Source organism: Allosphingosinicella sp., assembly GCF_036387615.1.
Lineage (GTDB): Bacteria > Pseudomonadota > Alphaproteobacteria > Sphingomonadales > Sphingomonadaceae > Allosphingosinicella.
In genome coordinates, this window is the sequence record NZ_DASVTH010000017.1 from 23,081 (window position 1) to 46,092 (window position 23,012).

At 68.2% G+C, this 23,012-nt stretch carries 23 protein-coding genes; 10 read left to right on the plus strand and 13 right to left on the minus strand.

Annotated features, from left to right (window positions below):
* Positions 1 to 7: 7 nt before the first annotated feature.
* A complete protein-coding gene (locus VF631_RS02430) occupies positions 8 to 1,228 on the minus strand; it encodes a M48 family metallopeptidase (RefSeq protein WP_431848674.1) in 1,221 nt (406 codons plus the stop codon).
* On the minus strand, positions 1,225 to 1,989 hold the full coding sequence (locus VF631_RS02435) for a hypothetical protein (protein ID WP_431848675.1): 765 nt from the start codon (positions 1,987 to 1,989) through the stop codon (positions 1,225 to 1,227). The genes VF631_RS02430 and VF631_RS02435 overlap by 4 nt, the downstream gene beginning before the upstream one ends.
* Before the next feature lie 104 nt (positions 1,990 to 2,093).
* On the opposite strand from VF631_RS02435, the gene VF631_RS02440 reads away from it, so the two are divergent.
* Positions 2,094 to 2,330, plus strand: coding sequence for a hypothetical protein (locus tag VF631_RS02440; protein ID WP_431848676.1), 237 nt, complete (start codon positions 2,094 to 2,096; stop codon positions 2,328 to 2,330).
* 12 nt (positions 2,331 to 2,342) lie between these two features.
* On the opposite strand, the gene VF631_RS02445 is transcribed toward VF631_RS02440, so the two are convergent.
* From VF631_RS02445 to VF631_RS02465, 5 genes are all read right to left on the minus strand, one after another.
* Positions 2,343 to 2,705 (minus strand): DUF4440 domain-containing protein, encoded by a 363-nt coding sequence (locus VF631_RS02445; protein ID WP_431848677.1) that lies wholly within the window; start codon positions 2,703 to 2,705, stop codon positions 2,343 to 2,345.
* A gap of 174 nt (positions 2,706 to 2,879) precedes the next feature.
* Complete coding sequence (gene gatB, locus VF631_RS02450; protein ID WP_431848678.1) at positions 2,880 to 4,367, minus strand: Asp-tRNA(Asn)/Glu-tRNA(Gln) amidotransferase subunit GatB; 1,488 nt, start codon at positions 4,365 to 4,367, stop codon at positions 2,880 to 2,882.
* On the minus strand, positions 4,358 to 5,851 hold the full coding sequence (gene gatA, locus VF631_RS02455) for an Asp-tRNA(Asn)/Glu-tRNA(Gln) amidotransferase subunit GatA (protein WP_431848679.1): 1,494 nt from the start codon (positions 5,849 to 5,851) through the stop codon (positions 4,358 to 4,360). Before gatA ends, gatB begins: the two co-directional genes overlap by 10 nt.
* The gene (gatC, locus tag VF631_RS02460) at positions 5,851 to 6,138 is read right to left on the minus strand and encodes an Asp-tRNA(Asn)/Glu-tRNA(Gln) amidotransferase subunit GatC (RefSeq protein ID WP_431848680.1); all 288 of its coding nucleotides are present in this window, start codon (positions 6,136 to 6,138) and stop codon (positions 5,851 to 5,853) included. The genes gatA and gatC overlap by 1 nt, the downstream gene beginning before the upstream one ends.
* 44 nt (positions 6,139 to 6,182) lie before the next feature.
* A complete protein-coding gene (locus tag VF631_RS02465) occupies positions 6,183 to 7,904 on the minus strand; it encodes a DUF4153 domain-containing protein (RefSeq protein WP_431848681.1) in 1,722 nt (573 codons plus the stop codon).
* An 85-nt stretch (positions 7,905 to 7,989) separates the two neighbouring features.
* Between VF631_RS02465 and VF631_RS02470 the strand changes: the two genes are divergently transcribed.
* From VF631_RS02470 to VF631_RS02485, 4 genes are all read left to right on the plus strand, one after another.
* On the plus strand, positions 7,990 to 9,207 hold the full coding sequence (locus tag VF631_RS02470) for a DUF3089 domain-containing protein (protein ID WP_431848682.1): 1,218 nt from the start codon (positions 7,990 to 7,992) through the stop codon (positions 9,205 to 9,207).
* Between the two features lie 6 nt (positions 9,208 to 9,213).
* Positions 9,214 to 9,687 carry a Holliday junction resolvase RuvX gene (ruvX, locus tag VF631_RS02475; protein ID WP_431848683.1) on the plus strand — a complete coding sequence of 158 codons (474 nt, stop codon included), beginning with the start codon at positions 9,214 to 9,216 and terminating at the stop codon, positions 9,685 to 9,687.
* A 40-nt stretch (positions 9,688 to 9,727) separates the two neighbouring features.
* Positions 9,728 to 11,650 (plus strand): alpha/beta fold hydrolase, encoded by a 1,923-nt coding sequence (locus VF631_RS02480; protein WP_431848684.1) that lies wholly within the window; start codon positions 9,728 to 9,730, stop codon positions 11,648 to 11,650.
* 153 nt (positions 11,651 to 11,803) lie between these two features.
* Positions 11,804 to 12,742, plus strand: a complete 939-nt coding sequence (locus tag VF631_RS02485) for an aspartate carbamoyltransferase catalytic subunit (protein WP_431848713.1) — start codon at positions 11,804 to 11,806, stop codon at positions 12,740 to 12,742.
* Positions 12,743 to 12,756: 14 nt separating this feature from the next.
* Here the strand turns inward: VF631_RS02485 and VF631_RS02490 are convergent, their stop codons facing one another.
* The 3 genes from VF631_RS02490 to VF631_RS02500 are packed head-to-tail and all read right to left on the minus strand — an operon-like array spanning position 12,757 to position 15,539.
* Positions 12,757 to 14,190 (minus strand): SPOR domain-containing protein, encoded by a 1,434-nt coding sequence (locus tag VF631_RS02490; RefSeq protein ID WP_431848685.1) that lies wholly within the window; start codon positions 14,188 to 14,190, stop codon positions 12,757 to 12,759.
* Positions 14,191 to 14,207: 17 nt separating this feature from the next.
* Complete coding sequence (locus VF631_RS02495; RefSeq protein WP_431848686.1) at positions 14,208 to 14,807, minus strand: hypothetical protein; 600 nt, start codon at positions 14,805 to 14,807, stop codon at positions 14,208 to 14,210.
* Between the two features lie 15 nt (positions 14,808 to 14,822).
* A complete protein-coding gene (locus VF631_RS02500; protein WP_431848687.1) occupies positions 14,823 to 15,539 on the minus strand; it encodes an AAA family ATPase in 717 nt (238 codons plus the stop codon).
* 198 nt (positions 15,540 to 15,737) lie between these two features.
* On the opposite strand from VF631_RS02500, the gene VF631_RS02505 reads away from it, so the two are divergent.
* Together VF631_RS02505 and VF631_RS02510 are read left to right on the plus strand one after the other, a co-directional pair.
* Positions 15,738 to 16,778 carry an SPOR domain-containing protein gene (locus VF631_RS02505; RefSeq protein ID WP_431848688.1) on the plus strand — a complete coding sequence of 347 codons (1,041 nt, stop codon included), beginning with the start codon at positions 15,738 to 15,740 and terminating at the stop codon, positions 16,776 to 16,778.
* Positions 16,779 to 16,915: 137 nt separating this feature from the next.
* Positions 16,916 to 17,203: a PilZ domain-containing protein gene (locus tag VF631_RS02510; RefSeq protein WP_431848689.1), complete on the plus strand. Its 288-nt coding sequence runs from the start codon at positions 16,916 to 16,918 to the stop codon at positions 17,201 to 17,203.
* Here VF631_RS02510 and serB read toward each other — a convergent pair.
* Positions 17,200 to 18,081 (minus strand): phosphoserine phosphatase SerB, encoded by an 882-nt coding sequence (gene serB, locus VF631_RS02515; RefSeq protein WP_431848690.1) that lies wholly within the window; start codon positions 18,079 to 18,081, stop codon positions 17,200 to 17,202. The two genes, VF631_RS02510 and serB, sit on opposite strands and share 4 nt — an antisense overlap.
* On the opposite strand from serB, the gene miaA reads away from it, so the two are divergent.
* The 3 genes from miaA (at position 18,080) to VF631_RS02530 (ending at position 20,676) form a co-directional block, all read left to right on the plus strand.
* A complete protein-coding gene (miaA, locus tag VF631_RS02520; protein WP_431848714.1) occupies positions 18,080 to 19,003 on the plus strand; it encodes a tRNA (adenosine(37)-N6)-dimethylallyltransferase MiaA in 924 nt (307 codons plus the stop codon). The two genes, serB and miaA, sit on opposite strands and share 2 nt — an antisense overlap.
* 144 nt (positions 19,004 to 19,147) lie before the next feature.
* The gene (gene ilvC, locus VF631_RS02525; protein ID WP_431848715.1) at positions 19,148 to 20,125 is read left to right on the plus strand and encodes a ketol-acid reductoisomerase; all 978 of its coding nucleotides are present in this window, start codon (positions 19,148 to 19,150) and stop codon (positions 20,123 to 20,125) included.
* Positions 20,122 to 20,676, plus strand: a complete 555-nt coding sequence (locus VF631_RS02530) for a GNAT family N-acetyltransferase (protein WP_431848691.1) — start codon at positions 20,122 to 20,124, stop codon at positions 20,674 to 20,676. Before ilvC ends, VF631_RS02530 begins: the two co-directional genes overlap by 4 nt.
* 19 nt (positions 20,677 to 20,695) lie before the next feature.
* Here VF631_RS02530 and VF631_RS02535 read toward each other — a convergent pair whose 3' ends face one another.
* Positions 20,696 to 21,001, minus strand: coding sequence for a hypothetical protein (locus VF631_RS02535; RefSeq protein WP_431848692.1), 306 nt, complete (start codon positions 20,999 to 21,001; stop codon positions 20,696 to 20,698).
* A 70-nt stretch (positions 21,002 to 21,071) separates the two neighbouring features.
* Positions 21,072 to 22,895, minus strand: coding sequence for a DNA mismatch repair endonuclease MutL (gene mutL / locus VF631_RS02540; protein WP_431848693.1), 1,824 nt, complete (start codon positions 22,893 to 22,895; stop codon positions 21,072 to 21,074).
* Positions 22,896 to 23,012 lie beyond the last annotated feature (117 nt).

The window sequence follows — 23,012 nt, forward strand, 5'->3', positions numbered from 1 at the left end:
TGCGACCTCATTGCGCGAGCGAATAGCGCACCATTGGCGCGTCCTTGGCCTGTGGCGCGAGTGCGAGGTAGCGGCCGAGCGCCGCCTTGCCCTCATCGCGCTTGCCGGCCTTGAGCTGGGCATAGCCGTGCATGCGCCACGCCTCCGGCGGGGCGTCCGGAAAGGCGACCGCGGCAGCATAGCCGGCCGCGGCCTTGGCGTCGTCGCCCTTCTCGCCGCGCAGGCGCCAGACCTCCGCCTCGTAGAAGCGCAGCAGCCCGGTCCAGCCGTCCTTGGCGAGGTTCTCGATGATGTAGAGGCTGGCGCCCGGATCGTTGAGCTTGACCTGATCGTCGAGCAGGGTCGCCCGGATCGGGGCGAGCGCCTGGAGATAGCGCGCCCGGCCGCGCGCCGCCTCGCCGGTGCCGCCCTTCACTTCGGCGGCCGAGGCGCGCAAATCGACCATGCGGGATTCGGGAGCGGGGTGGGTCTGGAAAATCGAGGCGTCGCGGCGCACGCGCTTGCGCCGTACCCGGGCGCTGGCCTTCTGCTCATCGAGGAGCTGCTGCCAGATGCCGGACATGGCGAGCGGGTCGTAGCCGGCCTCCGCGATCAGCTTCAGGCCGAGCGCATCCGCTTCCGCCTCCAGTTCGCGGCTGTAGGAGAGGAGCGAGAAGATGGTGCCGAACTGCGCCAGCTGCACGGCATCGCCGAGATACACGCCGCCGGCCGCGCCGCCGACGCCCGCGCCCATGGCGAGAATCGAGAAAGCGTCGGTCTTGCGGCGAAGATCGCGCCAGCCGCGGATATGGTGGCGGCGCAGGAAATGCCCGGCCTCGTGCGCGATCACGCCCGACAGCTGCGCCTCGTCGCGCATGCGGGTGAGGAGCCCCGAGAAGACGACCATGAAGCCGGTGGGCGCCATGAAAGCGTTGAATTCGGGAATGTGCGCTAGATAGACGCGCATGTCCTTCGCCGCCGGCCCGCCGACCCGCCCGACGATGTCGCCGAGATATCCGGTGAGAGCCTTGTCCTGGATGAGCAGGTTCGAATCGGCGATGTCGCGCTCGATCCGCTCATATTGCTGCCACAGGCCTTTCTCGTCCGTGTCGGTCGGGCGGTGACTGGCATCGATCAGTGGCTTCATGTCGGCCGGGCGGATGCGCGCCTCGGCCGTGCCGGCGAGCCCGGCGCAGCAGGCGCAGCCGAAGCCTCCAAGCACGGCGCGGCGGGAAAGTTGAGCGTTCATCGCGCGCCACTCCGGACGTTGCGGCCGGCCCGCATGCGGCCGAGCAGACGCTCCACCATCTGCGCCGAGCCCTCGGGCGTGCGGATGTCTCCGAAAGTGACGCCGGGCAGCTGGCTGTTGGTCTGGAGCACGTTGAACCAGACCACGTTGCCCGTCCTGAGATCGACCAGCGAGGCATAGGCGGTCTGGCCCCCGCCGCCTTGAGGCGCGCAGAAGCCGACAAAGCAACCGGCGATGCCGAGCACCTGCATCGCCACCCGGCCACCAGACGCGATGCTGTCCTGCGCGTAAAGGAACAAGGCATAGTCCATGCCGGTCGCGCGGCCGAGCTTGACCGCGTCCTGGCCGAGCGTCCAATCGATCCCGCGCCGCTTGGTCGGCAGCTCGGCGCCGAGATATTTGTGGAGCGCGATCGAATTGCCGACCGCGCCGTGGAGCCGCTCCAGATCGGCGACCAGCGTCGGATCGACGCCATGGATCGATTCCCGGGTCTCGGCGATCACCGTCCTGCCGCCGCGGCCCGCCTGTTGCTGCCGCAGCGCGCCGAGAAGGTTGGCGCGCGCCTGCTCGGTCCAGTCCGCGCGCGGCTCGACCAGTCCCCCGGTGGTCAGCGAGCCGACAGCCACGTCCGGGCGCATCACGATCAGGCTGTAATTTCCCTGCGGCGGCTGGAACTCGACGTCGGCCACCTGGCGCGTCGAAACGCAGCCGGCGAGCAGGGCGGAAGCCCCGGCGAGGGCAAACAGGGCACGCGACGCCATAAGCACTCCGTCCATACCAGTCGCGAGTTCCTGCCGCAGACCTCGCGAAATATCAAGCTTACGAGTAGGTTAGTGCGGGCTCCCTGGCCACTGGCGGCTCCGAAGTGACGGCAGGCTCGCGGGGCGTCCGCGGCTCGGCTGAACGAGGCGTGCTTGCCGCCGGCCCGGCGGGCACCGTGTCGGGCGCGGTCTGGGGGACCGGAGCGGCCTCACCGATGGGTGCCGTCACGACTGGCCGTGCCGCCTCCACCACGGGCGCCGCGGGTTTTCGGGATGCGAACAAGGAACGTATCGACTTCAGCATGAAGTTCGAACGCCGAACGCCGCGTTCGGGTCCCTAGCCCTGCCGCCGCTCAGCTGCCGCTGGTCAGCTGCGGCGTCTGCTGGTGCTGCACCACCTTCCAATTGTCATGCTCGATGCGCCGATAAACCGACGAGCAAAAGGCAGTGTATGGCGCCGCGCCGTTGCGGCCGGCGTCGACCTTGTAGGCGACGACGATCAGGCCGTCCTGCGGGCGAGACACCTTCTGCTCGGAAAAGGCGACATTCGTCCAGCGCGGCGTGTTCTTCACCGCTTCGATCGCATCCTGGCCGCTCAGCACATGCGGATGGGTCGGGACGACCAGCAGGTAATTTTCGTCGATCGATTCCTGATAATGCTCCGGGGTCGCCGTCCAGAGGCTCTCTTCAAAGGCCCATACGCGCTGATCGTCCATTGCCCGCTCCGTTCGTGCAGTTTCGGAGCGGAAAGGTCGCGCGGGCCCGAACGGTTCCCGTGATCCTTGCCTTTTCGTCGCCCGGGATCGGCACGGGGCTAGGCCGCGTTTCGGCCGCGGACCAAGCGAGCCATGGCCCGGATCAAGTCCGGGCCGACAAAGGAGCTGCGAGCCCTAGCCCAGCGCCTTCCTGAGCAGCTCGTTGACCACCGCTGGATTTCCCTTGCCGGCCATCGCCTTCATCGTCTGGCCGACGAAGAAGCCGAACAATTTGTCCTTGCCGGCGCGATATTCGGCGACCTTGTCGGCGTTTGCCGCCATGACGCCGGCAATCACCTTCTCGATCGCGCCGGTGTCGCTGGTCTGCTTGAGGCCGCGCTCCTCGACGATCGCCGCGGGGTCCTGCCCGGTTTCGAGCATGATCTCGAACACCTGCTTGGACAGGGTTCCGGAGAGCGTCCCGTCGGCGACCAGCCGGAGCAGTTCGGCGCCCTGTTCGGGACTGACCGGGCTGTCCGTGATCGTCCGCCCGAGCCGGTTGAGCGCGCCGAACAGGTCGGAGATGACCCAGTTGGACGCGGCGCGGCCGATCTCGGCGCCGGACTTGCCGGTCGCGGCGAGCAGGCGTTCGAACCAGCGGGCGGTCTCCACCTCGGCGGTGAGAACGGCGGCATTGTAGGCGGACAGGCCGAGCTCACGTTCGTAGCGGCGGCGCTTGGCGTCGGGGAGTTCGGGCAGGCTGTCGCGGCAATCGGTCAGGAAGGCATCGTCCAGCACCAGCGGGAGCAGGTCCGGGTCCGGGAAGTAGCGGTAGTCGTGCGCGTCTTCCTTGGAGCGCAACGAGCGCGTCTCGCTCCTGTCCGGGTCCCACAGCCGGGTTTCCTGGACGATCTCCCCGCCGCTCTCCAGCACGTCGACCTGACGGTTCGCTTCATGCTCGATCACGGCCATGATGAAGCGGACCGAGTTGACGTTCTTGGTCTCGGTGCGGGTGCCGAACGCATCGCCGGGCTTGCGCACCGAGACGTTGACGTCAGCGCGCATCGAGCCCTGCTCCATATTGCCGTCGCAGGAGCCCACATAGCGCAGAATGGATCGCAGCTTGCGCACGTAAGCGCCTGCTTCTTCAGGAGAACGCATGTCCGGCTTGGACACGATCTCCATCAGCGCCACGCCCGAACGGTTCAAGTCCACATAGGAGAAACTGGGATGCTGATCGTGCATCAGCTTGCCCGCATCTTGCTCGATATGGATGCGCTCGATGCCGACCGTCTTGGCCGAGCCCTCGTCCTTGTCGTCGAGCAGGATCTCGATCTGTCCCTCGCCAACTATCGGGTGGTAAAGCTGGCTGATCTGATAGCCTTGGGGCAGATCCGCGTAGAAATAGTTCTTCCGATCAAACCGCGACCAGGGATTGATCTTGGCTTCCAAAGCCATCCCGGTCCGCACCGCCTGCCGCACGCACTCACGGTTCGGCACCGGCAGCATGCCGGGCATGGCCGCGTCGACAAGGCTCACCTGCGTATTCGGCTCCGCACCAAACGCGGTCGACGCGCCGGAGAAGAGCTTGGCGGCGGAGGTCACCTGCGCGTGAACCTCCAGGCCGATCACGACCTCCCACTCGCCGGTGGCGCCCTGGATGCGATAGTCGCTCACCACCAAGCCTCCGGACGTGACGTGAAGCCGGCGCGCTGCTCCAGCGCGAGGCCGGCGTTGAGGACGCCCTGCTCGTCGAGCGCGCGGCCGACGAGCTGGAGGCCGAGCGGGAGGCCCTGGTCGTTGAGGCCGGCGGGAACGGACATCGCAGGGAGGCCGGCGAGGCTGGCCGGGACCGCGAACACGTCGTTCAGGTACATGGCGATCGGATCGTCCGCCTTCTCGCCGAGCGCGAAGGCGGCGGAGGGCGCGGTGGGGGTGAGGAGCAAATCGCAATGCTCCCAGACCCGCTCGAAATCGCGGGCGATCAGCGCACGCACCTTCTGCGCCTGGTTGAAGTACGCGTCGTAAAAGCCTGCGGACAAGACATAAGTACCGATCATGATGCGGCGCTTGACCTCGGCCCCGAAGCCGGCGGCGCGGGTGGCGTTGTACATGTCGGCGAGCCCGCCGCTGCCCATCTCCTTGGGCGGCAGTTCGCGCAGGCCGTATTTGACCCCGTCATAGCGCGCGAGGTTGGACGAGGCTTCGGCGGGCGCGATGATGTAGTAGGTCGGCAGCGCATATTTGGTATGCGGCAGCGAGACCTGGACGATCTCGGCGCCGGCATCGCGCATCCAGGCGATGCCCTGCTCCCACACGCGGTCGATCTCGGCAGGAACGCCCTCGATCCGATATTCCTTGGGAACGCCGATCCGCTTGCCGCGCAGGTCCGCGGAGAGGTTCGCTTCCCACTGCGGGACGGGAAGATCGAGCGAGGTCGAGTCCTTCGGATCGAAGCCGGCCATCGCTTCGAGCAGGATCCCGCAATCGCGCACGTCGCGCGCCATCGGCCCGGCTTGGTCGAGCGACGAGGCGAAGGCGACGATGCCCCAGCGCGAGCAGCGGCCGTAGGTGGGCTTGATGCCGGTGATGCCGGTGAAAGCGGCCGGCTGGCGGATCGAGCCGCCGGTGTCGGTGCCGGTCACGCCCGGAGCGATCCGCGCCGCCACTGCTGCCGCCGAACCGCCGGAGGAGCCGCCCGGCGTCAGCGCCGCGTTGCCGCCGTCCGCCCGCCGCCAGGGCGAGATGACGTTGCCATAGTAGCTCGTCTCGTTGGACGAACCCATTGCAAACTCGTCCATGTTGAGCTTGCCGAGCATACCGGCACCGGCGGCAAACAGCTTGCCGCTGACGGTGCTCTCGTAAACCGGTTCGAAGCCGCCGAGCATGTGGCTGCCCGCCGTGGTCTGAAAGCCCTTGGTGGCGAACAGGTCCTTGATGCCGAGCGGGACGCCGGACAGCGGCTTGGAATCCCCGGACGCGCGGGCCTGATCGGCGGCGTCGGCGGCAGCGAGCGCATGCTCCGGAGTTTCGATCACGAAGGCGTTCAGGCCCTTGGCCTTCGCGACGGCGTCGTTGAACACACTGGCCACTTCCCGGGCGGAGAAGTCGCCATTGCGAAATCCGTCGCGGATCGCGGCGACGCCAAGGTCGGTGATGCCGGCCACTATTCGATCACCTTGGGCACCGCGAAGAAGCCGTGTTCCGCGACCGGCGCGTTGGCGAGCACCGCGTCGCGGATGCCGCCGTCGGTTACCTTGTCGTCGCGCAGCCTCAGGCTGTTCGGGATCACAGCCGTCATCGGCTCGATCCCGGTCACGTCCACTTCCTGCAATTGCTCGATCCAGCCGAGGATGTTGTTGAGCTCGGGCACGAGCGCGTCGACCTCGGCGTCCGTGGCGGCGATGCGGGCGAGCTTGGCGATGTGGCGCACAGTGGCGGTGTCGACGGACATGGGCGGGCGCGCTAGCACCCGCCCCCGGTTGCTTCAAGGATGCCTTACTCGAACGCTGTCCCGACCGGTTCGCCGCCAAGATAGACTTGCTGGCGCTGGACGGTCCTGATCTCCACCTGCCCACGATCGAGCGCCTGGCGCTGCTGTTGGGCGGAAGCGGGCTTGCCGGTCACGATGTCGCCCGTTCCTTGCACCCGCTGCCAAGCGCCCCTTCCATCGAATTCGAACCGGCTGGCCACTGCCTGACAACTCTCGCAAGGCAGGCCGACCGCAACGGCCGTCGGGGCGCCGCGGTCCCAAGCTATCGTGCATGGCCCAACCGAGCAGACCCGCTCGCGCGCAACGGCATCCACCAGCGCAGTCGGCAACGGCATCTGGCTTGGGATTACGCGAACGGTGCCAGCGAGATCGCGTGCCTGCTGCCCCACGCGCATGGTTTCGCGCGCCGCCCAGCGATCCTCGATCGCGAGCGCCTGCCGCGCCTGCGCCTGCCACACGTCGGGACCTGAGCGGCTGAGCCGAGTGAGCGCCTCGCGCCCCGACGGCCCGAAATCGAAGCGCAAGGCCGCCCAGTCGAACCGGTCGGGCGTGATCCTGCCCGCTTCGAGCCGGGCAAGCTGGTCGCGGGTTGCGATCGCGCCGAAGTTGACCAGGGGGGTCGCGAGTACGAGTGCGACCGCCGAGATGGCGAGGGCGAGTTTCACATTAGCGGGACGCGCCCGCTCGCTCCAGCCGAGCCGGCCGCGTGCGACCGTCCAGAGGTAGGTGCCCGCGATCGCCAGCACGACGGTTACGAATACGGCCGCCCACAGCCGTTCGGGCGTCAGACCATGCTGCTCGATCCGCAGCCAGGTAGAGATCGCGGCGACGATGGCGAGCGGCAGCATCACGGCCCCGAGCGCCATAGCGCTGAGGCGGAGCAGCCTGCCCTTCGCTTCCTCCTCGGCGCTGTTGCCGATCACGGCGTTGGCCAGCACCAGCGCGCCGGCGATGGCGAGCAGCAGGATCGGCGTGGTCGCGCTGGTCTTGTCCCACAAAGGCGTCAGCCCGGTGAACGGAAGTGCGGCCACGAACAGCACCAGCCCCACCGCCAGCACCGGCGCCAGCACGGACAGCACTGTCGTCACCACGCGCTGGAGATTGCCGAGGACCTTGTCCCGATCGCGCAGCAGCCCGATCGCGCCGCCCAGCGCCGCACCGATGATCCCGGCGACGAACCAGCCTTCGCGCATCGCGCGGCGGAGCAGGTCAATCCCGATCAGGTTGAACAACTCGGCCAGGAGGTGTGCCAGAAGGAAGGTGATCAGCGTGAAAGCCCAGGCCGCGGCCCAGAGCACGATGTTGGTCCAGGCATGAGCGTGCACCGCGGACGGATCGAGCCGGCGCGCGCCCGCATCGCGCATCGTCTGGAACAGGGGCGCGGCGATCGCGACGACCAGCAGGGCCGAGAAGACGCGCCACTCGTCACCGGCGCTCCAGCCTTCGGGCGTTCCGTTCCAGTAGAAGATGAGGGCCACGACGGATGCGCAGCCGAGCGCGAACAAGGCCGACCAGAGCGGGCGGAACCGCTCCAGCGTGAAGCCGAGTACGAAGCCGAAGATCGCGACGAAGGAGGCGAGGCTGAGCCGAAGCGGGTCATTGGTGGCGGTCTCTCCAGGCCCTTCGAGCAGCAAGCGCTCGAACGTGATCGCGAGCAGCGCTCCGAGCAGCGCCAGCCCGGCAGCGCGTGCGGGCCAAGCCTCGTGCGCCCCAGCCTTGTCCGACATGCCTGCTCTCCCCACTATTCAGCCCGAAGTCTCGCCGCGACGCCCGCGGCTTGCAACCGCCCTGCCCGCTTCATGTGCAGCGGTGATGCATTTCCGGAGGAATCAGGTGCTAGCGCGGCGTTTTCTGTGGGTTGTGGCCGGGCTGATCGCGCTCGTGCTGATCGGGGCGGTGGGCTACCGCGTGTTCGAGGAGCGATTGTTCAAGCTAGCCCTCGTGCCGAGTGTGAGGTTCGAGGAAAGCGCTCAAGCGGCGACAGGGCCGACCTATGCCGACGCCGCGATGTGGATCGCCCGGCCGGATATCGCGAATAACCCGTCCTTTTGGCTGCCGGCAGGCTTTCAGTCTGAACCGGTGGTCTCCGACCCGACGGTTCCAGCCGACGTGTCGGGAGCGAAGGCGGATGCAGAAGCCGCCAAGGCTGCCGAGCCCGCAGAGCGGGCCGCGGTGTTCTTCATCCACCCGACATCGTTCCTTGAAAAGTCGCGCTGGAACGCCCCGATCGACGACGCGGAATCGCAGAAGCGCGCGCGTCTGTTCGTCCGTCATCAGGCGAGCGTGTTCAACGGCGTCGGCGACGTCTGGGCGCCGAAGTACCGGCAGGCGACTTTCGGCGCGTTCCTGACGACCCAGGTCGATGCTGAAAAGGCGCTCGATTTCGCCTATCGCGACATCCTCCGCGCTTTCGACGCCTTCGTGGTGCAAACCGGTGCGGACAAGCCGATCATCCTGGCAGCGCACAGCCAAGGGAGCCTGCACCTCACCCGGCTGCTGCGCGAGCGGATTGCCGGTACCCCGTTCGCGAGTCGGATCGTCGCCGCCTATGTGGTGGGCTGGCCAATCTCGACGACCGCGGATCTCCCCGCGCTCGGGCTGCCGGCCTGCGAAGCAGCTGCCCAGGCGGGGTGCATCCTCGCCTGGCAAAGCTTCGGCGAGCCGGCCGAGCCCAAGATGATCACCGACGTGTACGACGCCTCGACCGCACCGAATGGTCAGACGCGCGCGGGCTCGCCGATGCTGTGCGTCAATCCGCTCACCGGCGCGGTTGGCGGCGCGGCGCCCGCCCCGGCCAATCTGGGCACATTGATCCCGAATGCCGAGCTCACCGAGGCGGAGATCCGAGTCGGCGCGGTGCCCGCTCGTTGCGACGAGAAGGGCTTCCTGCTGATCGGCGGGACGGTGGAGGACATGCCGCCGTACGTGCTGCCGGGCAACAACTACCACGTTTTCGACTATGCGCTGTTCTGGACCAACATCCGCGCCGATGCCGCCGCCCGGCTGGCGAGCTTCACAACTCGGCCCTAGTCCGCCATGCCGGCAGACGTGGTCACTACGGACGTCCGATCCTTCCGCGAACTCCTGACGGACGGTGGACGATTGATGGGCCTCGACGTCGGGACGAAGACGATCGGCGTGGCGCTTTGCGACGCTGGCTGGAGCTTCGCCAGCCCTGCCGAACTCATCCGTCGTGCCAAGTTCGCCGCGGATCTGGCCAAGCTGCGGACCCTCGTAACCGCGCAATCCGTCACGGGCGTCGTGGTCGGCCTCCCCCTTAATCTCGACGGCACTGACTCTCCCCGAACGCAGTCCGTCCGTGCATTCGCACGCAATCTCCAGTCGCTCGAGCGCCCAATCCTGCTGTGGGACGAGCGCTGGTCGACGCAGGCGGTCACGCGCACGCTGATCGATGCCGACGCCAGCCGCGCCCGTCGCGCCGAGCTGGTCGACAAGATGGCGGCGGCCTACATCCTGCAAGGCGCGATCGACGCCTTGACGATGGGGTGAATGGGCCTAGCTTCACGACTCGTACTTCGAGGGATGATCAATGCGCACTGCCCGCCACGCCGTCTTGTTTGCCGGTTTGAGCCTCCTCGCGCTCGGCGCGGCGCCGACGCTCGCCGCTCAGCCGGCGGCCAAGGCAGGCTCGGCCCAGCCGGGGCGTTATTCGGCCAAGCAATTCTACGACACGACCAGCTACAGCCTCGGCTCTCCGCTCGGCCATGTCTGGTCGCCGGACGGTAAGTCCGTGCTGATCAGCTCCGACCAGTCGGGCGTGTTCAACGCCTACATGCTCCCCGTCTCGGGCGGCGGCGCCCAGCCGCTCACCCGTTCGGAAACCAACGCGACTTTCGGCGCGACCTTCTTTCCCGCTGATGCCCGGACGATCTTCACCGCCGATCAGGGCGGCAACGAACTCACCCACGTCTACGTGCGCGAGCAGGATGGTACGGTGAAGGACCTCACCCCGGGCGCCAAGGTGAAGGCTTCGTTTCAGGGCTGGAGCGCGGACGGCAAGAGCTTCTGGATCGCCAGCAACGCGCGCGACCCGCAGACCTTCGATCTCTACGCCTATGACACGGACGGCTACGGCCGCCGCATGGTCTTCCAGAATAGCGGCTTCGAGATCGGTGCCGTGTCGCGCGACGGGCGCATGGTCGCGCTGCGCAAGCCGCGCACCAGCGCGGACAGCAACCTCTACCTCGCCGAGCTCGGCGGGACAGCCGCCCCCAGGCTGATCACGCAGCACCAGGGCAATGTTGATTACGGCGCGTACGAGTTCACGCCCGACGGCAAGTCGCTGATCTACTCGACAAACGAGGTCGGCGAGTTCTCGCAGGCCTGGACCTACGATCTGGCCAGCGGCGCCAAACGACCGCTGATCAAGGCGGACTGGGACGTGGCGAGCGTGTCGCACTCCCCGTCGGGCCGTTACCGCGTGTCCGCGCTCAACGCCGACGCGTCGACCAAGCTCACGATTCAGGATCGCGCCGGCAAGACGATCGCGCTCAAGGGCCTGCCGCCCGGCGACGTCACCGGCGTCCGCTTCAACGGCGACGAAACCGCAATTGCGCTGACCGTCAACGGAAGCACGTCGCCGACCGACATCTACGTTGCGGACCTTCGCACCGGCCAGGCGCGCCGGCTCACCCGCGCGCTTAATCCCGCGATCGATCAGGCGCAGCTCGCCGAGACGCAGGTGGTGCGGTTCAAAAGCTACGACGGTGTCGAGGTGCCCGGCATCCTCTACAAGCCGCGCGGCACCAGCGCCGCCAATCCGGCCCCGGCCATCGTGCTCGTCCATGGCGGACCCGGCGGTCAGGCGCGCAGGACCTACAACGCGCAGGTGCAGCATCTAGTCAATCACGGCTACGCCGTGTTCGACATCAACAATCGCGGCTCGTCCGGCTACGGCAAGACCTTCTACCACATGGACGACAAGCGCCACGGCGATGTCGATCTGAAGGACGTGGTCGCATCCAAGGCGTTCCTGCAGTCCATGCCGTGGGTGTCCAAGAACAAAATCGCGATCATGGGCGGCTCTTACGGCGGCTACATGGTCGCGGCCGCGCTCGCCTTTCAGCCGCAGGTGTTCGACGCAGGCATCAACATCTTCGGCGTGACAAACTGGGTGCGCACCTTGCAGTCGATCCCGCCCTGGTGGGCCTCGATGAAGGAGTCGCTCTACGACGAGATGGGCGATCCGGCGAAGGACGCCGAGCGGCACCGGGCGATCTCGCCACTGTTTCACGCCAAGAACATCGTGAAGCCGCTGCTGGTCGTGCAGGGCAAGAACGATCCACGCGTGCTGCAGATCGAGAGCGACGAGCTCGTCGCCGCTGTAAAGGCCAACGGCACCCCGGTCGAGTATATCGTGTTCCCCGACGAGGGGCACGGCTTCCAGCGCAAGGCCAACCGCATCGCCGCATCGGAGGCGTACCTCAAATTTCTGGACACGCACCTGCGGTGAGCAACCAGCGCTGGGCCTGAACAGCTTGCCGCGTCTGCCCGGGCGTGACCCGGGCCAGGGCTTGTCGCTCCGAAACGAGGTGGCTGTGTCGCTGCCGATAGGCAGCCCAGCCCCGGATCAAGCCCGGGGCGACGGTGTATGGATGTTGTCTAACTGATGTCCTCCTTTCCTCACCCGCACCTGCTCGGCATCGAAGGACTCGCCGCCGATGACGTCCACCTCATCCTCGATGAGGCGGAGCGGTGGATCGCGTTCAACCGGCGCCCGCGGCGGCAGGCGGACCTGCTCGCCGGGCTCACCCAGCTCAATGCGTTTTTCGAGAACAGCACGCGGACGTCGCTGTCGTTCGAGATTGCAGGCAAGCGGCTCGGCGCGCAGGTCGTCAGCATGGCGGTCGCGCAATCGAGCGTCGCAAAGGGAGAGAGCCTGATCGACACGTTCCGGACGCTGAATGCGATGCAGCCCGACGTCGTCGTGATCCGGCATGGCGAAACCGGCGCGGCGCGGAAGGTGTCCGAAATCGTCGACTGCCCCGTAATCAATGCCGGTGACGGCACGGGCGAGCATCCGACCCAGGCTCTGCTCGATGCGCTGACCATAAGACGGCGATTGGGCCGGATCGAGGGCCTGACCGTCGCGATTTGCGGCGACATCCGGCACAGCCGGGTGGCGGGTTCGAACATGCGCTCGCTGCCGCTGCTTGGAGCGGATGTGCGGGTGGTCGCCCCCCCTGCCCTGCTACCCCCGGCCGGGGAACTCGGCGCAGTTGCCGCCTACACCGATATGGATGAAGGCATCGCGGGGGTGGACGTGGTGATGATGCTCCGCATCCAGCGTGAGCGCATGGATGCGGCGCTGGCCGGCGGCCTGAGCGACTTTCATCACCGCTACGGGCTGACTCGCGAACGGCTGGACCGCTTGGCTCCCCGCGCGCTGGTGATGCACCCTGGTCCGATAAACCGCGGCGTCGAAATCGAAGGCGCTCTAGCGGATGACCGCGGCCGCTCCGCTATTCTCGATCAGGTCGAGAACGGCGTTGCGGTCCGGATGGCCTGCCTCGACCTGCTCACGCGAGCGCGGCGAGGCGATTGAGTTAGCCCGGCAGGTTACCCCCGGCGCGCGTTGCGCGCGGCGTAGTGCAGCGGCGCGTCGCCAGCCAGGCTGCGCACGAAACAAGCGCCGCCGCGGGTGCGGATGGTCTGGCACACGCGGGCGGCCTGTCCCGGGGCTTCGAACGGCGCCACCGATAGGCGGTAGAATGTGCCGCGGCCGGGCAAGGTCACGGTGGTGCTGAGCGGCTGCTTATCGGCGCCGATGCCGTAGCGCCGGGCGGCCTCGCCCCACGCGCGGTTTGCCTGGTTGAGGTTCCGGTAAGCGCCGATCTGGACGACGAAACGGCCGGTCCCGATCTTGCCCGGGCGAGCGTCGAGCTTGACGAGGCGAGCCGGCTTGAAGGCGGCTACCGGAACGGTGCCGACCGACAGCGAGGCCTTGATCACGGCCGGGCTCGCCTTCACGAGATCCTCGGCGGCGGCCGCGAACTGGACCGGGAGTTCGGCGGGCGTGACCGGCGTGGCTGCGAGGGCCGCGACCGCCGCAACCTTGTCCGGCACCGGCACAGAAGCAACCACGACCGGAGCGGGCGCAGCAGCCTGCACCGGCGCCGCGGCGACCACGACCGGAGCAGGCGCAACAGCTTGCACCGGTGCCGCGGCGACCACGACCGGAACGGGCGCAACAGCCTGAACCGGAGCCGGAGCGGCTTCGGCGTAAGCGACGGCGCTGCCTTCCGGAGCGGCAAGCGCCAAGCGGAGCGGCTGACCCGAGTCGGCGGCCGGGGTCACCCCCAGCAAAGCCGCCACTTGGGTATAGCTGTCCGCGGGGGAGGCCAGGGTTGCCCAGTGCGCCAGCCGATTGCTGAGCTCGGTTGGGGAGACGTCCTGAGCTGCCGTCACCCGCGCCTTCTGCCAATCACCGGCGAGCGCATAAGCGAGCGCCAGGTTCTGCCGGACCCGTCCCGTCGCCTTTGGTTCGCTCGCGGCGCTTTCGAGCAGCGTACGGGCGCGGCCGTGCTGGCCGGCCAGAGCATAAGCCAGGCCGAGATCTCCCGGCGCTGCGATGCCTTCGAGCTTCTCGAGTTCGGCGGTAGCGAGCAGGTTCTTGCCCTGCGCAATCATGCTGAGCGAAAGACTGAGCGTACCGCGCACGTTGCCGGAATCGAGCGCCACCACGTCCGAGAAGCTGGTCTCGGCGGAGGCAAAGCGGCCATTCTTGAGGTAAAGATCGCCAAGCAGCATGCGGTAGCCGACGTCGCGCGGGCTGAGTTCGACGGTGCGTTCGGCCAGGGAAAGCGCCTCGCCGAGCTTGCCGGCCTGTACGGCGGACTGGGCCCGCTGGTAGAGCTTGGCCGAGTCTTTCTCGAGGGCGGGGCTCGAGGCCAGGCTCACCGGGCGTTGGCCCTGCGCAACCGGAGTGCAGCCGACCACGAGTGCGCTGAGAGCGACGCTGCAGGCGGCGAGTTTGTGAACATTGTGGTTCATCGATATATCCTTGTTGCTCAGCTGCGCTTGCCGGCTGACGCGGGCAGGTGCCCGGCCATTGCATCCAGCTCAGGCAGGGTGGCGAGGAAGGTGTCGAGCGCTTCCGTGACGAGCTGCTGGGCCGAGCGGTGCGTAACAGCGCAGGCAAGCCGCAGGCGCAGGTGACGCTCCGCTTCGAGTCGAAGCGTGAAGGCCGCCTTGGCCTTTGCCCCCGCCGACTGGCGAGGACGCGGCGGCAGCGCGACGACCTTGGCTTTGGTCGGCTCGGCCGGAACCGGCGTGGGCTCCGGTTCGGGAGCGGACTCCGCGAAGCTCAACTCGATCACGCGCTGCTGCTCCACCACGGGCGAGGGAACAGGCTCGATTACGGTGACGGGCGTCGTGCTGCGCGGAGCCGGCGTCAGCGCCGCGATCGAGCTCGGCACGTGCTCAGGCCGCTCTTCATATTGCGGAACATAAGCGTGCGCGGGCGCCGGGCCCTGGCCCATGTCGTTCCAGCCCAGATCTTCCAGGCCCATGCCTTGGCCCCAGCCTTGCGGACGCATGGCGGGCTTGGCCGAACCCTTGCGGGCCAGCAGGGTGGAGGACAAGGAAGCGAAGCTTTTCGGTTCAGCCATGTCGGCGGCCCTCTCTTACTGGCCGACCACGCGGCGGCCGAAGCCGCCTGCGGGTCTGGGCGAGGAAGCCGCCTGGGCGGCGCCCGGGGCGGAGAAGACGGTGCGGCGGAAGTTCTTCTCGAGCCGGTCCGAGATATACTCCCACAGCTCGGTCACTTCGCGGGCCGACTTGCCCTTGGGATCGACCTCCATGACCGTGCGGCCGTCGATCATCGAGGCGGCGAAATCGGTGCGGTGGTGAAGCGTGACCGGTGCGACCGTGCCGTGCTGCGAGAGCGCGACGGCCGCTTCATAAGTGATCTTCGCCTTGGGCGTGGCCGCGTTGACGACGAAGATGAGCGGCTTGCCGGCGCGCTCGCACAGGTCAACGGTGGCGCCGACGGCCCTGAGATCGTGCGGGCTTGGCCTGGTCGGGATCACGATCAGCTCGGCCACCTGAATGACGCTCTGGATCGCCATGGTGATGGCGGGAGGCGTATCGATCACCGCCAGTTTGAAGCCCTGCTGGCGCAGCACCTCCAGGTCGGCGGCGAGCCGGGCGACGGTGGTTTGCGCAAAAGCCGGCATCTCTGCCTCGCGCTCGTTCCACCAATCGGCGAGCGAGCCCTGCGGATCGATATCGATCAGGCAGACCGGGCCTGCACCGGCACGTTGCGCCTGCACGGCCAGATGGCCGGACAGGGTGGTCTTGCCCGACCCTCCTTTTTGAGACGACAGTGCCAGAACGCGCATGATTTCCCCTCGGACTTTCGGTCTTTCACCGGAGCGAATGCGGGCTAGCCTGCTAAAATGCGGTTAACGTCTCCGCACTTATTCGAGCGGGAGGCGCCGCCCCCACGTGGTGAACGGGCGAGCAATCGGTGCTAAGCAGGAATTAACCAGTGCCGATTATCAGCTGCTCTCATCTCGACCGAAATGGGGGACGACAAGATGACCAATAATGCGCGCCACACGATCGCGGCGATCGCTTTCGCCACCGTGCTGGCTGCCGCGCCCGCGCTGGCCGACGTCAAGGCCGGCGTGGATGCATGGGAAGCCGGCCGCTACGAGCAGGCCGTCAAGGAATGGCGCGCGCTCGCCGATCGCGGCGATGCCGACGCGCAGTTCAACATGGGCCAGGCCTATCGCCTCGGTCGCGGCGTTCCCGCCGACCTCAAGATCGCGCAGAGCTGGTTCGAAAAGGCCGCGGCGCAGGGCCATCAGGAAGCACAGGCCAATGCCGGGCTGCTCCTGTTCCAGAACGGCAACCGCACCGGCGCTCTGCCCTGGCTGCGCAAGGCCGCGGACCGCGGCGACGCGCGGGCGCAGTATGTGCTCGGCACCGCTTTGTTCAACGGTGACTTCACTGCCAAGGATTGGCCCCGCGCTTACGCCTATATGAGCCGCTCGGCGGCGCAGGGCCTGACGCCGGCCAAGGCCAGCCTCACTCAGATGGAGCAATATGTCTCTGCCGAAGACCGGCAGAAGGGCAGCCTGCTCGCTGCGCAGATCGGCCAGGGCTCCGCTTTCCCGGCGGGCACACCGACCGTGACGGAGACTCGCCCGGTCCGGATCGCCGGCCAGGTGAAGAGCCGTCCCGCTGCGCCGGCGCCGATCTTCACGGGCAAGCCGATCGCTCCGACCGCCAAGGGCGACACCCCCGGCGACAAGGCCGCCGCTGCTGCCGCTCATGCGACGCGGCTGGCGAGCGCCGCTCCCAAGGCTGCGGCGAAGCCCGCGCCGGCTCCGGTCGCGGTCGGCGGACGCTGGCGCGTCCAGCTCGGCGCTTATGGCAATGCCGGGGCCGCGCGCGTGCAATGGATGAGCCTTACCAAGCGCGTCGGGGCGCTCGGCGGATTGCAGCCGAGCTACGAGCAGGCGGGCGCGTTTACCCGCCTTCGCGTCGGGCCGCTCGCGAGCCGTACCGATGCGGACAAAGTCTGCGCCGCCGCCAAGTCGGCCGGCCAGGCCTGCTTTACCGTCGCGCCCTGAGCGAGCCCGACGACAACCACTTCTTAGCCTTACCGCTTAATCGAAGCTTCGCCGGCCGCTGCTAGTCTGATCCTCGAACGCAAGAACGGGGATCGGACATGGCGGCGCGGCGAAACAGGACGAGAGGTTCGATCAACATGGCATCGCGCTGGCGTCGCCGCACCATGTGCGTGCTGATCGCCGACCTCCCCTGCCCCGCCGCGCTTCGCGACGTCTCCGCGACCGGGGCCTTTCTCGAAACCAATGCACGGCCGCCCGTCGGCCGCAGCGTCGAGCTCCACCATCCCGAAGCGGGCGCGATCGCCGGCACTGTCCGGTCGGTCGACCCCGATGGCATCGCGATCGGCTTCGATTGCGGCGAGCATTCGGTCGCCTTCGCGCTGGCCGCGATCACGGCGGACATGAGCCGGCCGGCCGCGGCTTAATCCAAGACCCACTCGCTGCGCGGATAGCCCTGTGCGTACAGCAATGCCGTGAGATCCGCATGCTCGATTCGGGCCCCGGCGGCGTTTACGACCGCGGGCTTTGCGCGGTAGGCGACCCCAAGCCCCGCGGCCTCCAGCATCGGAATGTCGTTCGCGCCGTCGCCGATGGCCAGCGTGTCGGCAAGGTCCAGCTCTCGCTCCGCCGCGGCATCCAGCAGAGCCTCGCGCTTTCCGGCCGCGCCGACGATCGGCCCCTCCACGCGTCCGGTCAGGCGGCCCGCCTCGATGCCGAGCCGGTTCGACAGCGAACGATCGAACCCGGCCGCTTCCGCCACGCGCTCGGCAAACAGGGTGAACCCGCCTGAGACGAGCAGGCAGAAAGCGCCATCCCGCTTCATCGTGCGCGCCAGCGGCCGGGCACCTGGCGTCAGCTTCACTCGCTCAGCATAGCAGCGGTCGAGCACCTGCTCGTCAAGTCCGGCAAGCAACGCCACCCGCTCCACCAAAGCGGCCTCAAAAGCGATCTCGCCCCGCATCGCGCGCTCGGTCACGTCGGCCACCTGGGCCTGGACACCCGCATAGCCGGCCAGCTCGTCGATACATTCCACGGTGATGATCGTCGAATCCATGTCGGCGGCGAGCAGCTTCTTGCGGCGGCCCGCCTCACCTTGGACAACGACGTCGATGCCGGCTGTCAGGCCTTCCAGCGCGATCCGGGCGCGGTCCGGCGAGCCTCCGAACAGCAGGTCGCAGGCCGCATCAGGCTCGATCCAGCTGCGCCCGTTCGGCTCGATCCCCGCTTGGCGAAGCGCATCCTGCGCCGCTGAAATATCGCCGCCGGCCAGCCGATCGGCTGCTATCAGCGTCGCGATGAACATGAACACCCCCTTGCCAGCGCTCGCGCTTATCGCGGGGCCGACTGCCAGCGGCAAGTCCGCGCTGGCGCTCGCGCTCGCCGAGCGGACGGGCGGCGTCGTGATCAATGCCGACAGCGCACAGGTTTACCGCGACTTGCGCGTCCTCACGGCGCGGCCGAGCCCGGAGGAGGAAGCCCGGGCGCCCCATCAGCTCTACGGCTATCGCGACGGCGCGGAGCCCTGCTCCGCGGCTGACTGGGCCGCGGATGCGAAGCAAGCGATCGCCGGGGCGCATGCGGCGGGGTCGCTGCCGATCCTGGTCGGTGGAACGGGCCTCTACATCCGCACCTTGCTTGACGGCATCGCGCCCGTGCCGCCGATCGATGCCAACGTCCGCGCCGAGGTTCGCGCGCTGCCGGTGGACGAAGCGCACCGGGCGCTCGCCCGCGAAGACCCGGAAGCGGCGGCCCGGCTCCGCCCGACGGACACGAGCCGGGTCGCCCGCGCGCTGGAGGTGATTCGATCGACCAGTCGGGCGCTTTCGGAATGGCATACCGAGAAGGTCGGCGGGATTGGTGAATCGGTCGCGCTGAGGCCGCTCCTCCTGCTTCCGCCTCGGCAATGGCTGTACGAGCGCTGCGACCGGCGGTTCGAGGCGATGCTGGGCGACGCTGGGCTGGAGGAACTGCGCGCTCTTCTCGCCCGCGGGCTCGACCCGGCGCTGCCCGTCATGCGCGCGATCGGGGTGCCGGAAATCGCCGGATTGCTACTCGGCGACCTCACTCGCGAACAGGCGCTCGCCGCAGGCCGAACCGCAACCCGCCAATATGCCAAGCGCCAGTATACCTGGTTTTCGCGCCAGCCTCCGGCGCAATGGCCGCGCTTCGCGGAGCCGCTGGATGGCATCGCGTTCGCGGCGGCGCTATCCCTTCTCAACTCATGACCTGCGGGGAAAGGCACCCGACGCCGGGTCAGGCCCGGGGCGACGATGTTGAACGCACACCTCTACTCTTCGGCCCGGGCTTGACCCGGGCGTGGGCTTCTCTTCAACATCGGCGGTCTTGGCCGGGGCGGGAGTGGTGCAATGCTGGAAGCCTTGTTCGACCCCGACCTTGACCTCTCCCTGATTCGAGCGCGCAAGGTGGCCGTGCTCGGCTACGGCAATCAGGGCCGTGCCCAAGCTGCGAACCTTCGTGACAGCGGCATCCAACTCGCGATCGGAGCGCGCGAAGGCCAGAGCGCCGAGCAAGCCCGCGCTGACGGGTTCGACGTCATGCCGCCCGCGCGGGCCGCCGCCTGGGCCGATCTCGTTGCCCTGCTCGCCCCCGACGAGACGCACGGCCGCATCTATGCCGAGCATCTCGCCCCCAATCTGCACCCCGGCGGCGCCCTGCTGTTCGCCCACGGGCTCAGCATTCACTTCCGGCTGATCGAGCCCAGGCCCGATCTCGACATCGTCCTGGTCTCGCCCAAGGGCCCCGGCACCGCGCTCCGCAGCGAATATGAGCGGGGCTCCGGCCTCATTTCATTGTTCGCCATCGCGCAGGACGCGAGCGGCGGGGCGGAAGCGTTGGCCTTGTCCTATGCCGGCGCGATCGGGAGCGGGCGGGTCGGCGTGCTCCCGACCAGCTTCGCCGAGGAATGCGAGGCCGACCTGTTCAACGAGCAGGCGGTGTTGTGGGGCGCGATTCCGGAGCTGATCCTGGCCGGCTACGAAACTCTGGTCGAGGCCGGCTTCTCGCCCGAAATCGCCTATTTCGAATGTTTGACGGAAGTGAAATTGCTCGCCGACCTGATCGCCGCGCGCGGCGTTGCCGGGATGCGCGAGGCGATCAGCAACACCGCCGAATTCGGCGCGCTGGAAGGCGGGACACGCATCGTCACCGCCGAGACCCGCGCCGAGATGCGCCGCATCCTGGCCGAAGTCCGCAGCGGCCGCTTCACGGCCGGACTGCTCGCCGATGCCGAGGCCGGTTACCCGCGCCTGTGCGCCGCCCGCAATGCAGCCGCCGCACACCCGATCGAGGCGGTCGGCGCGCGGCTGCGGTCGCTCGGACGGCCATGATCTTCGCGACCAGCGAGCGCCTGATCCTGCGCCGTGCGCGCGAGGAGGATCTGGAGCCGCTGCTGGTCAGCTGGTCGGAGCCTGCCATGACTCGCTATACCGGCGTCAAGCCGGACGTGCGCGGGTTCCTCACCGGAATGATCGCCGACATGCAGGTCAAGGCGCCGGGGGAGACCGACCCAGGCGGCCCTTGGTACCAGTTCATCGTCGAGCGCCGCAGCGACGGCGCGATGGTCGGCGATCTCGGCGTCGGCTTCGGGCTGCCCGGCGAGCGCCAGGTGGAACTCGGCTACCGCATTCATCCGGCCCACCACCGCCAGGGCTATGGCCGCGAAGCGGTCACGGCAATCATCGACTGGCTGATCGACGCCCATTCCATTCACCGCTTCGTCGGCGTCGCCGCGGCCGAGAACGCAGCGTCGATCGCCCTGCTCCGCGCGCTCGGCTTCCGCCAGGAGGGCTATTTCCGACAGAGTTTCTGGTGCAACCGCGCGTGGCTCGACGACTGCTATTTCGCCGTGCTGGCGAGCGAGTGGCTGGACCGGCGCTGACCGCTGTGCAGGGCTCTTCTCAGAATGGCTCGCAGCTTGCCTGGGCGCCGATCCTGAACCCGCCCTTGGCGTTCAGTTCGCGGCCCACTTGCCCGTCGAGATGTCCGCCCTTGAAGCGAACGTTCCCGCCGGACACGGCCACGGTCCCAGGATTCTTGCCGTCCAGATCCGTATAGCGCCCGCCGCCGAGCAGCTTGAAGCCGAGCCCGATCATGATCCGGCCGCCGCTGCCATAGCAGGCATATTCGCCCGGCTTTAACGGAGCCGGAGCCGCGCCGCTTGCTGCGCTCGCCGACCACAGGAGCGCCATCGCCACCATCCGCATCGCCAACCCCTTTCGGCCTTGTTCGAGACAGGCAGCGTTGCATCGACGCGACGCCCTGTCCAGCGTCGCTTCACCGTCTCCCGAAAAGCTTCTCGATGTCGCCGTGGGCGAGTTTCACCCAGGTTGGGCGGCCATGATTGCATTGGCCTGAGTGGGGGGTGATCTCCATTTCGCGCAGCAGGGCGTTCATCTCCGCGACTGAGAGGATGCGGCCCGCGCGGACGGAGCCGTGGCAGGCCATGGTGGCGGCGACATGGTCGAGGCGTTCCTTGAGGCTCAGCGCCTCGTCATAGGCGGCGAGTTCGTCGGCAAGGTCGGTGACGAGGCCGCGCACGTCGCTCTGGCCGAGCAGCGCCGGCACGGCACGAACTAGGGTGGCGCGGGGGCCGAAGCGTTCGAGTTCCAGGCCCATCTCGGCGAGCTCGGCCGCGCGCGCCTCCAGCCGGTCGCAGGCGACTTCGTCGAGTTCGACGACCTCGGGGAGGAGCAAGGCCTGACGGGCGACGCCGCCGTTGCCGAGCGCGCGTCGCATTCGCTCCAACACCAGCCGCTCGTGGGCGGCATGCTGGTCGACGAGGATTAGGCCGTCTTCGGCTTCAGCGACGATGTAGGTGGCCGCGACTTGGCCGCGGGCGACGCCGAGCGGGTGCGCGGCGCGGTCTGGGATCGGCGCGCTGGCGGTTTCGGCGCGGGCGGCGGGGGCGAACTGGTAGGGCGCCTGCCCTTCCCGCAGGCTGGTCCCCTCTCCCCAGCGGGGAGAGGGATAGGGTGAGGGGGTTCGATGGGTTGAGAATGGGCGCGAAGAGTAGAGCGTTTCCTGATTTGGCCGAGCCCCCTCACCCCAACCCTCTCCCCCTTGGGGAGAGGGAGTCCAGCCGGACAGGTTCGCGGACGGTTGGTGGGCGCTGCGGTGGCCGGCGGCGTCGAGCGCTGCCCTGAGTCCGCCGATGATGAGGCCGCGGATCAGGCCGGCTTCGCGGAAGCGGACTTCGGTCTTGGCCGGGTGGACGTTGACGTCGACTTCCTCGGGCGGGACTTCGAGGAACAAGGCGACGATTGGGTGGCGGTCGCGCGCGAGCAGGTCCTGGTAGGCCGCGCGGACCGCGCCGATGAGGAGGCGGTCCTTCACCGGCCTGCCGTTGACGAACAGGAACTGATGGTCGGCGACGCCGCGGTGGAAAGTCGGCAACCCGGCAACGCCGCCGAGCCGGGCGAGCCCACGCTGGTAGTCGATCGGCACGCTGTTCTCGGCGAGCGCCCGATCGGTCAGTGCCGCCACCCGCGCCGGGCGATCCTCGCCGCCCTGCACGGCGAAACTTCGCCTGCCCTCATGTTCAAGGCTGAAGCCGATGTCCGGGCGGGCCATGGCGAGCCGCTTCACGACATCGACGCAGGCGGCATATTCGGAGCGGGCGGAGCGCAGGAACTTGCGCCGCGCGGGCACGCGGGCGAACAGGTCCTCGACGCTGATGCGGGTGCCGGGCGGCAGCGCCGCCGGCCCTTCCGCATCGAGCCGACCGTTGTCGACGACGCGCGCCCAGCCGTCCTCGCCGCCCGGCCGGCTCTCGATCCGCAGCCGCGCGACGCTGGCGATGGACGGCAAAGCTTCGCCGCGGAACCCCAATGTCGCCACCGCCTCGATGCGGTCGTCGGGCAGCTTGGAGGTGGCGTGCCGCTCCAGCGCCAGCGCCATTTCGGCGGGGCTCATCCCGCAACCGTCGTCACTGACCTCGATCCGGTCGATGCCGCCGCCGGCCAGCCCGACCGCGATCCGGGTCGCGCCGGCGTCGATCGCGTTCTCGACCAGTTCCTTGAGCGCGCTCGCCGGTCGCTCGACGACTTCGCCGGCCGCGATCCTGTTAACAAGATGTTCGGGGAGTCGGCGTATGACCATCTGCGTATCCTGTAGACCAACCGCACGCGTCCGACATGGTTAATGTTATCTGGACGATGAAGGCGGCCGCACCCTATAGGATGATGCTCGGGCAGTGCCGGCCCATTCACGGCGCTG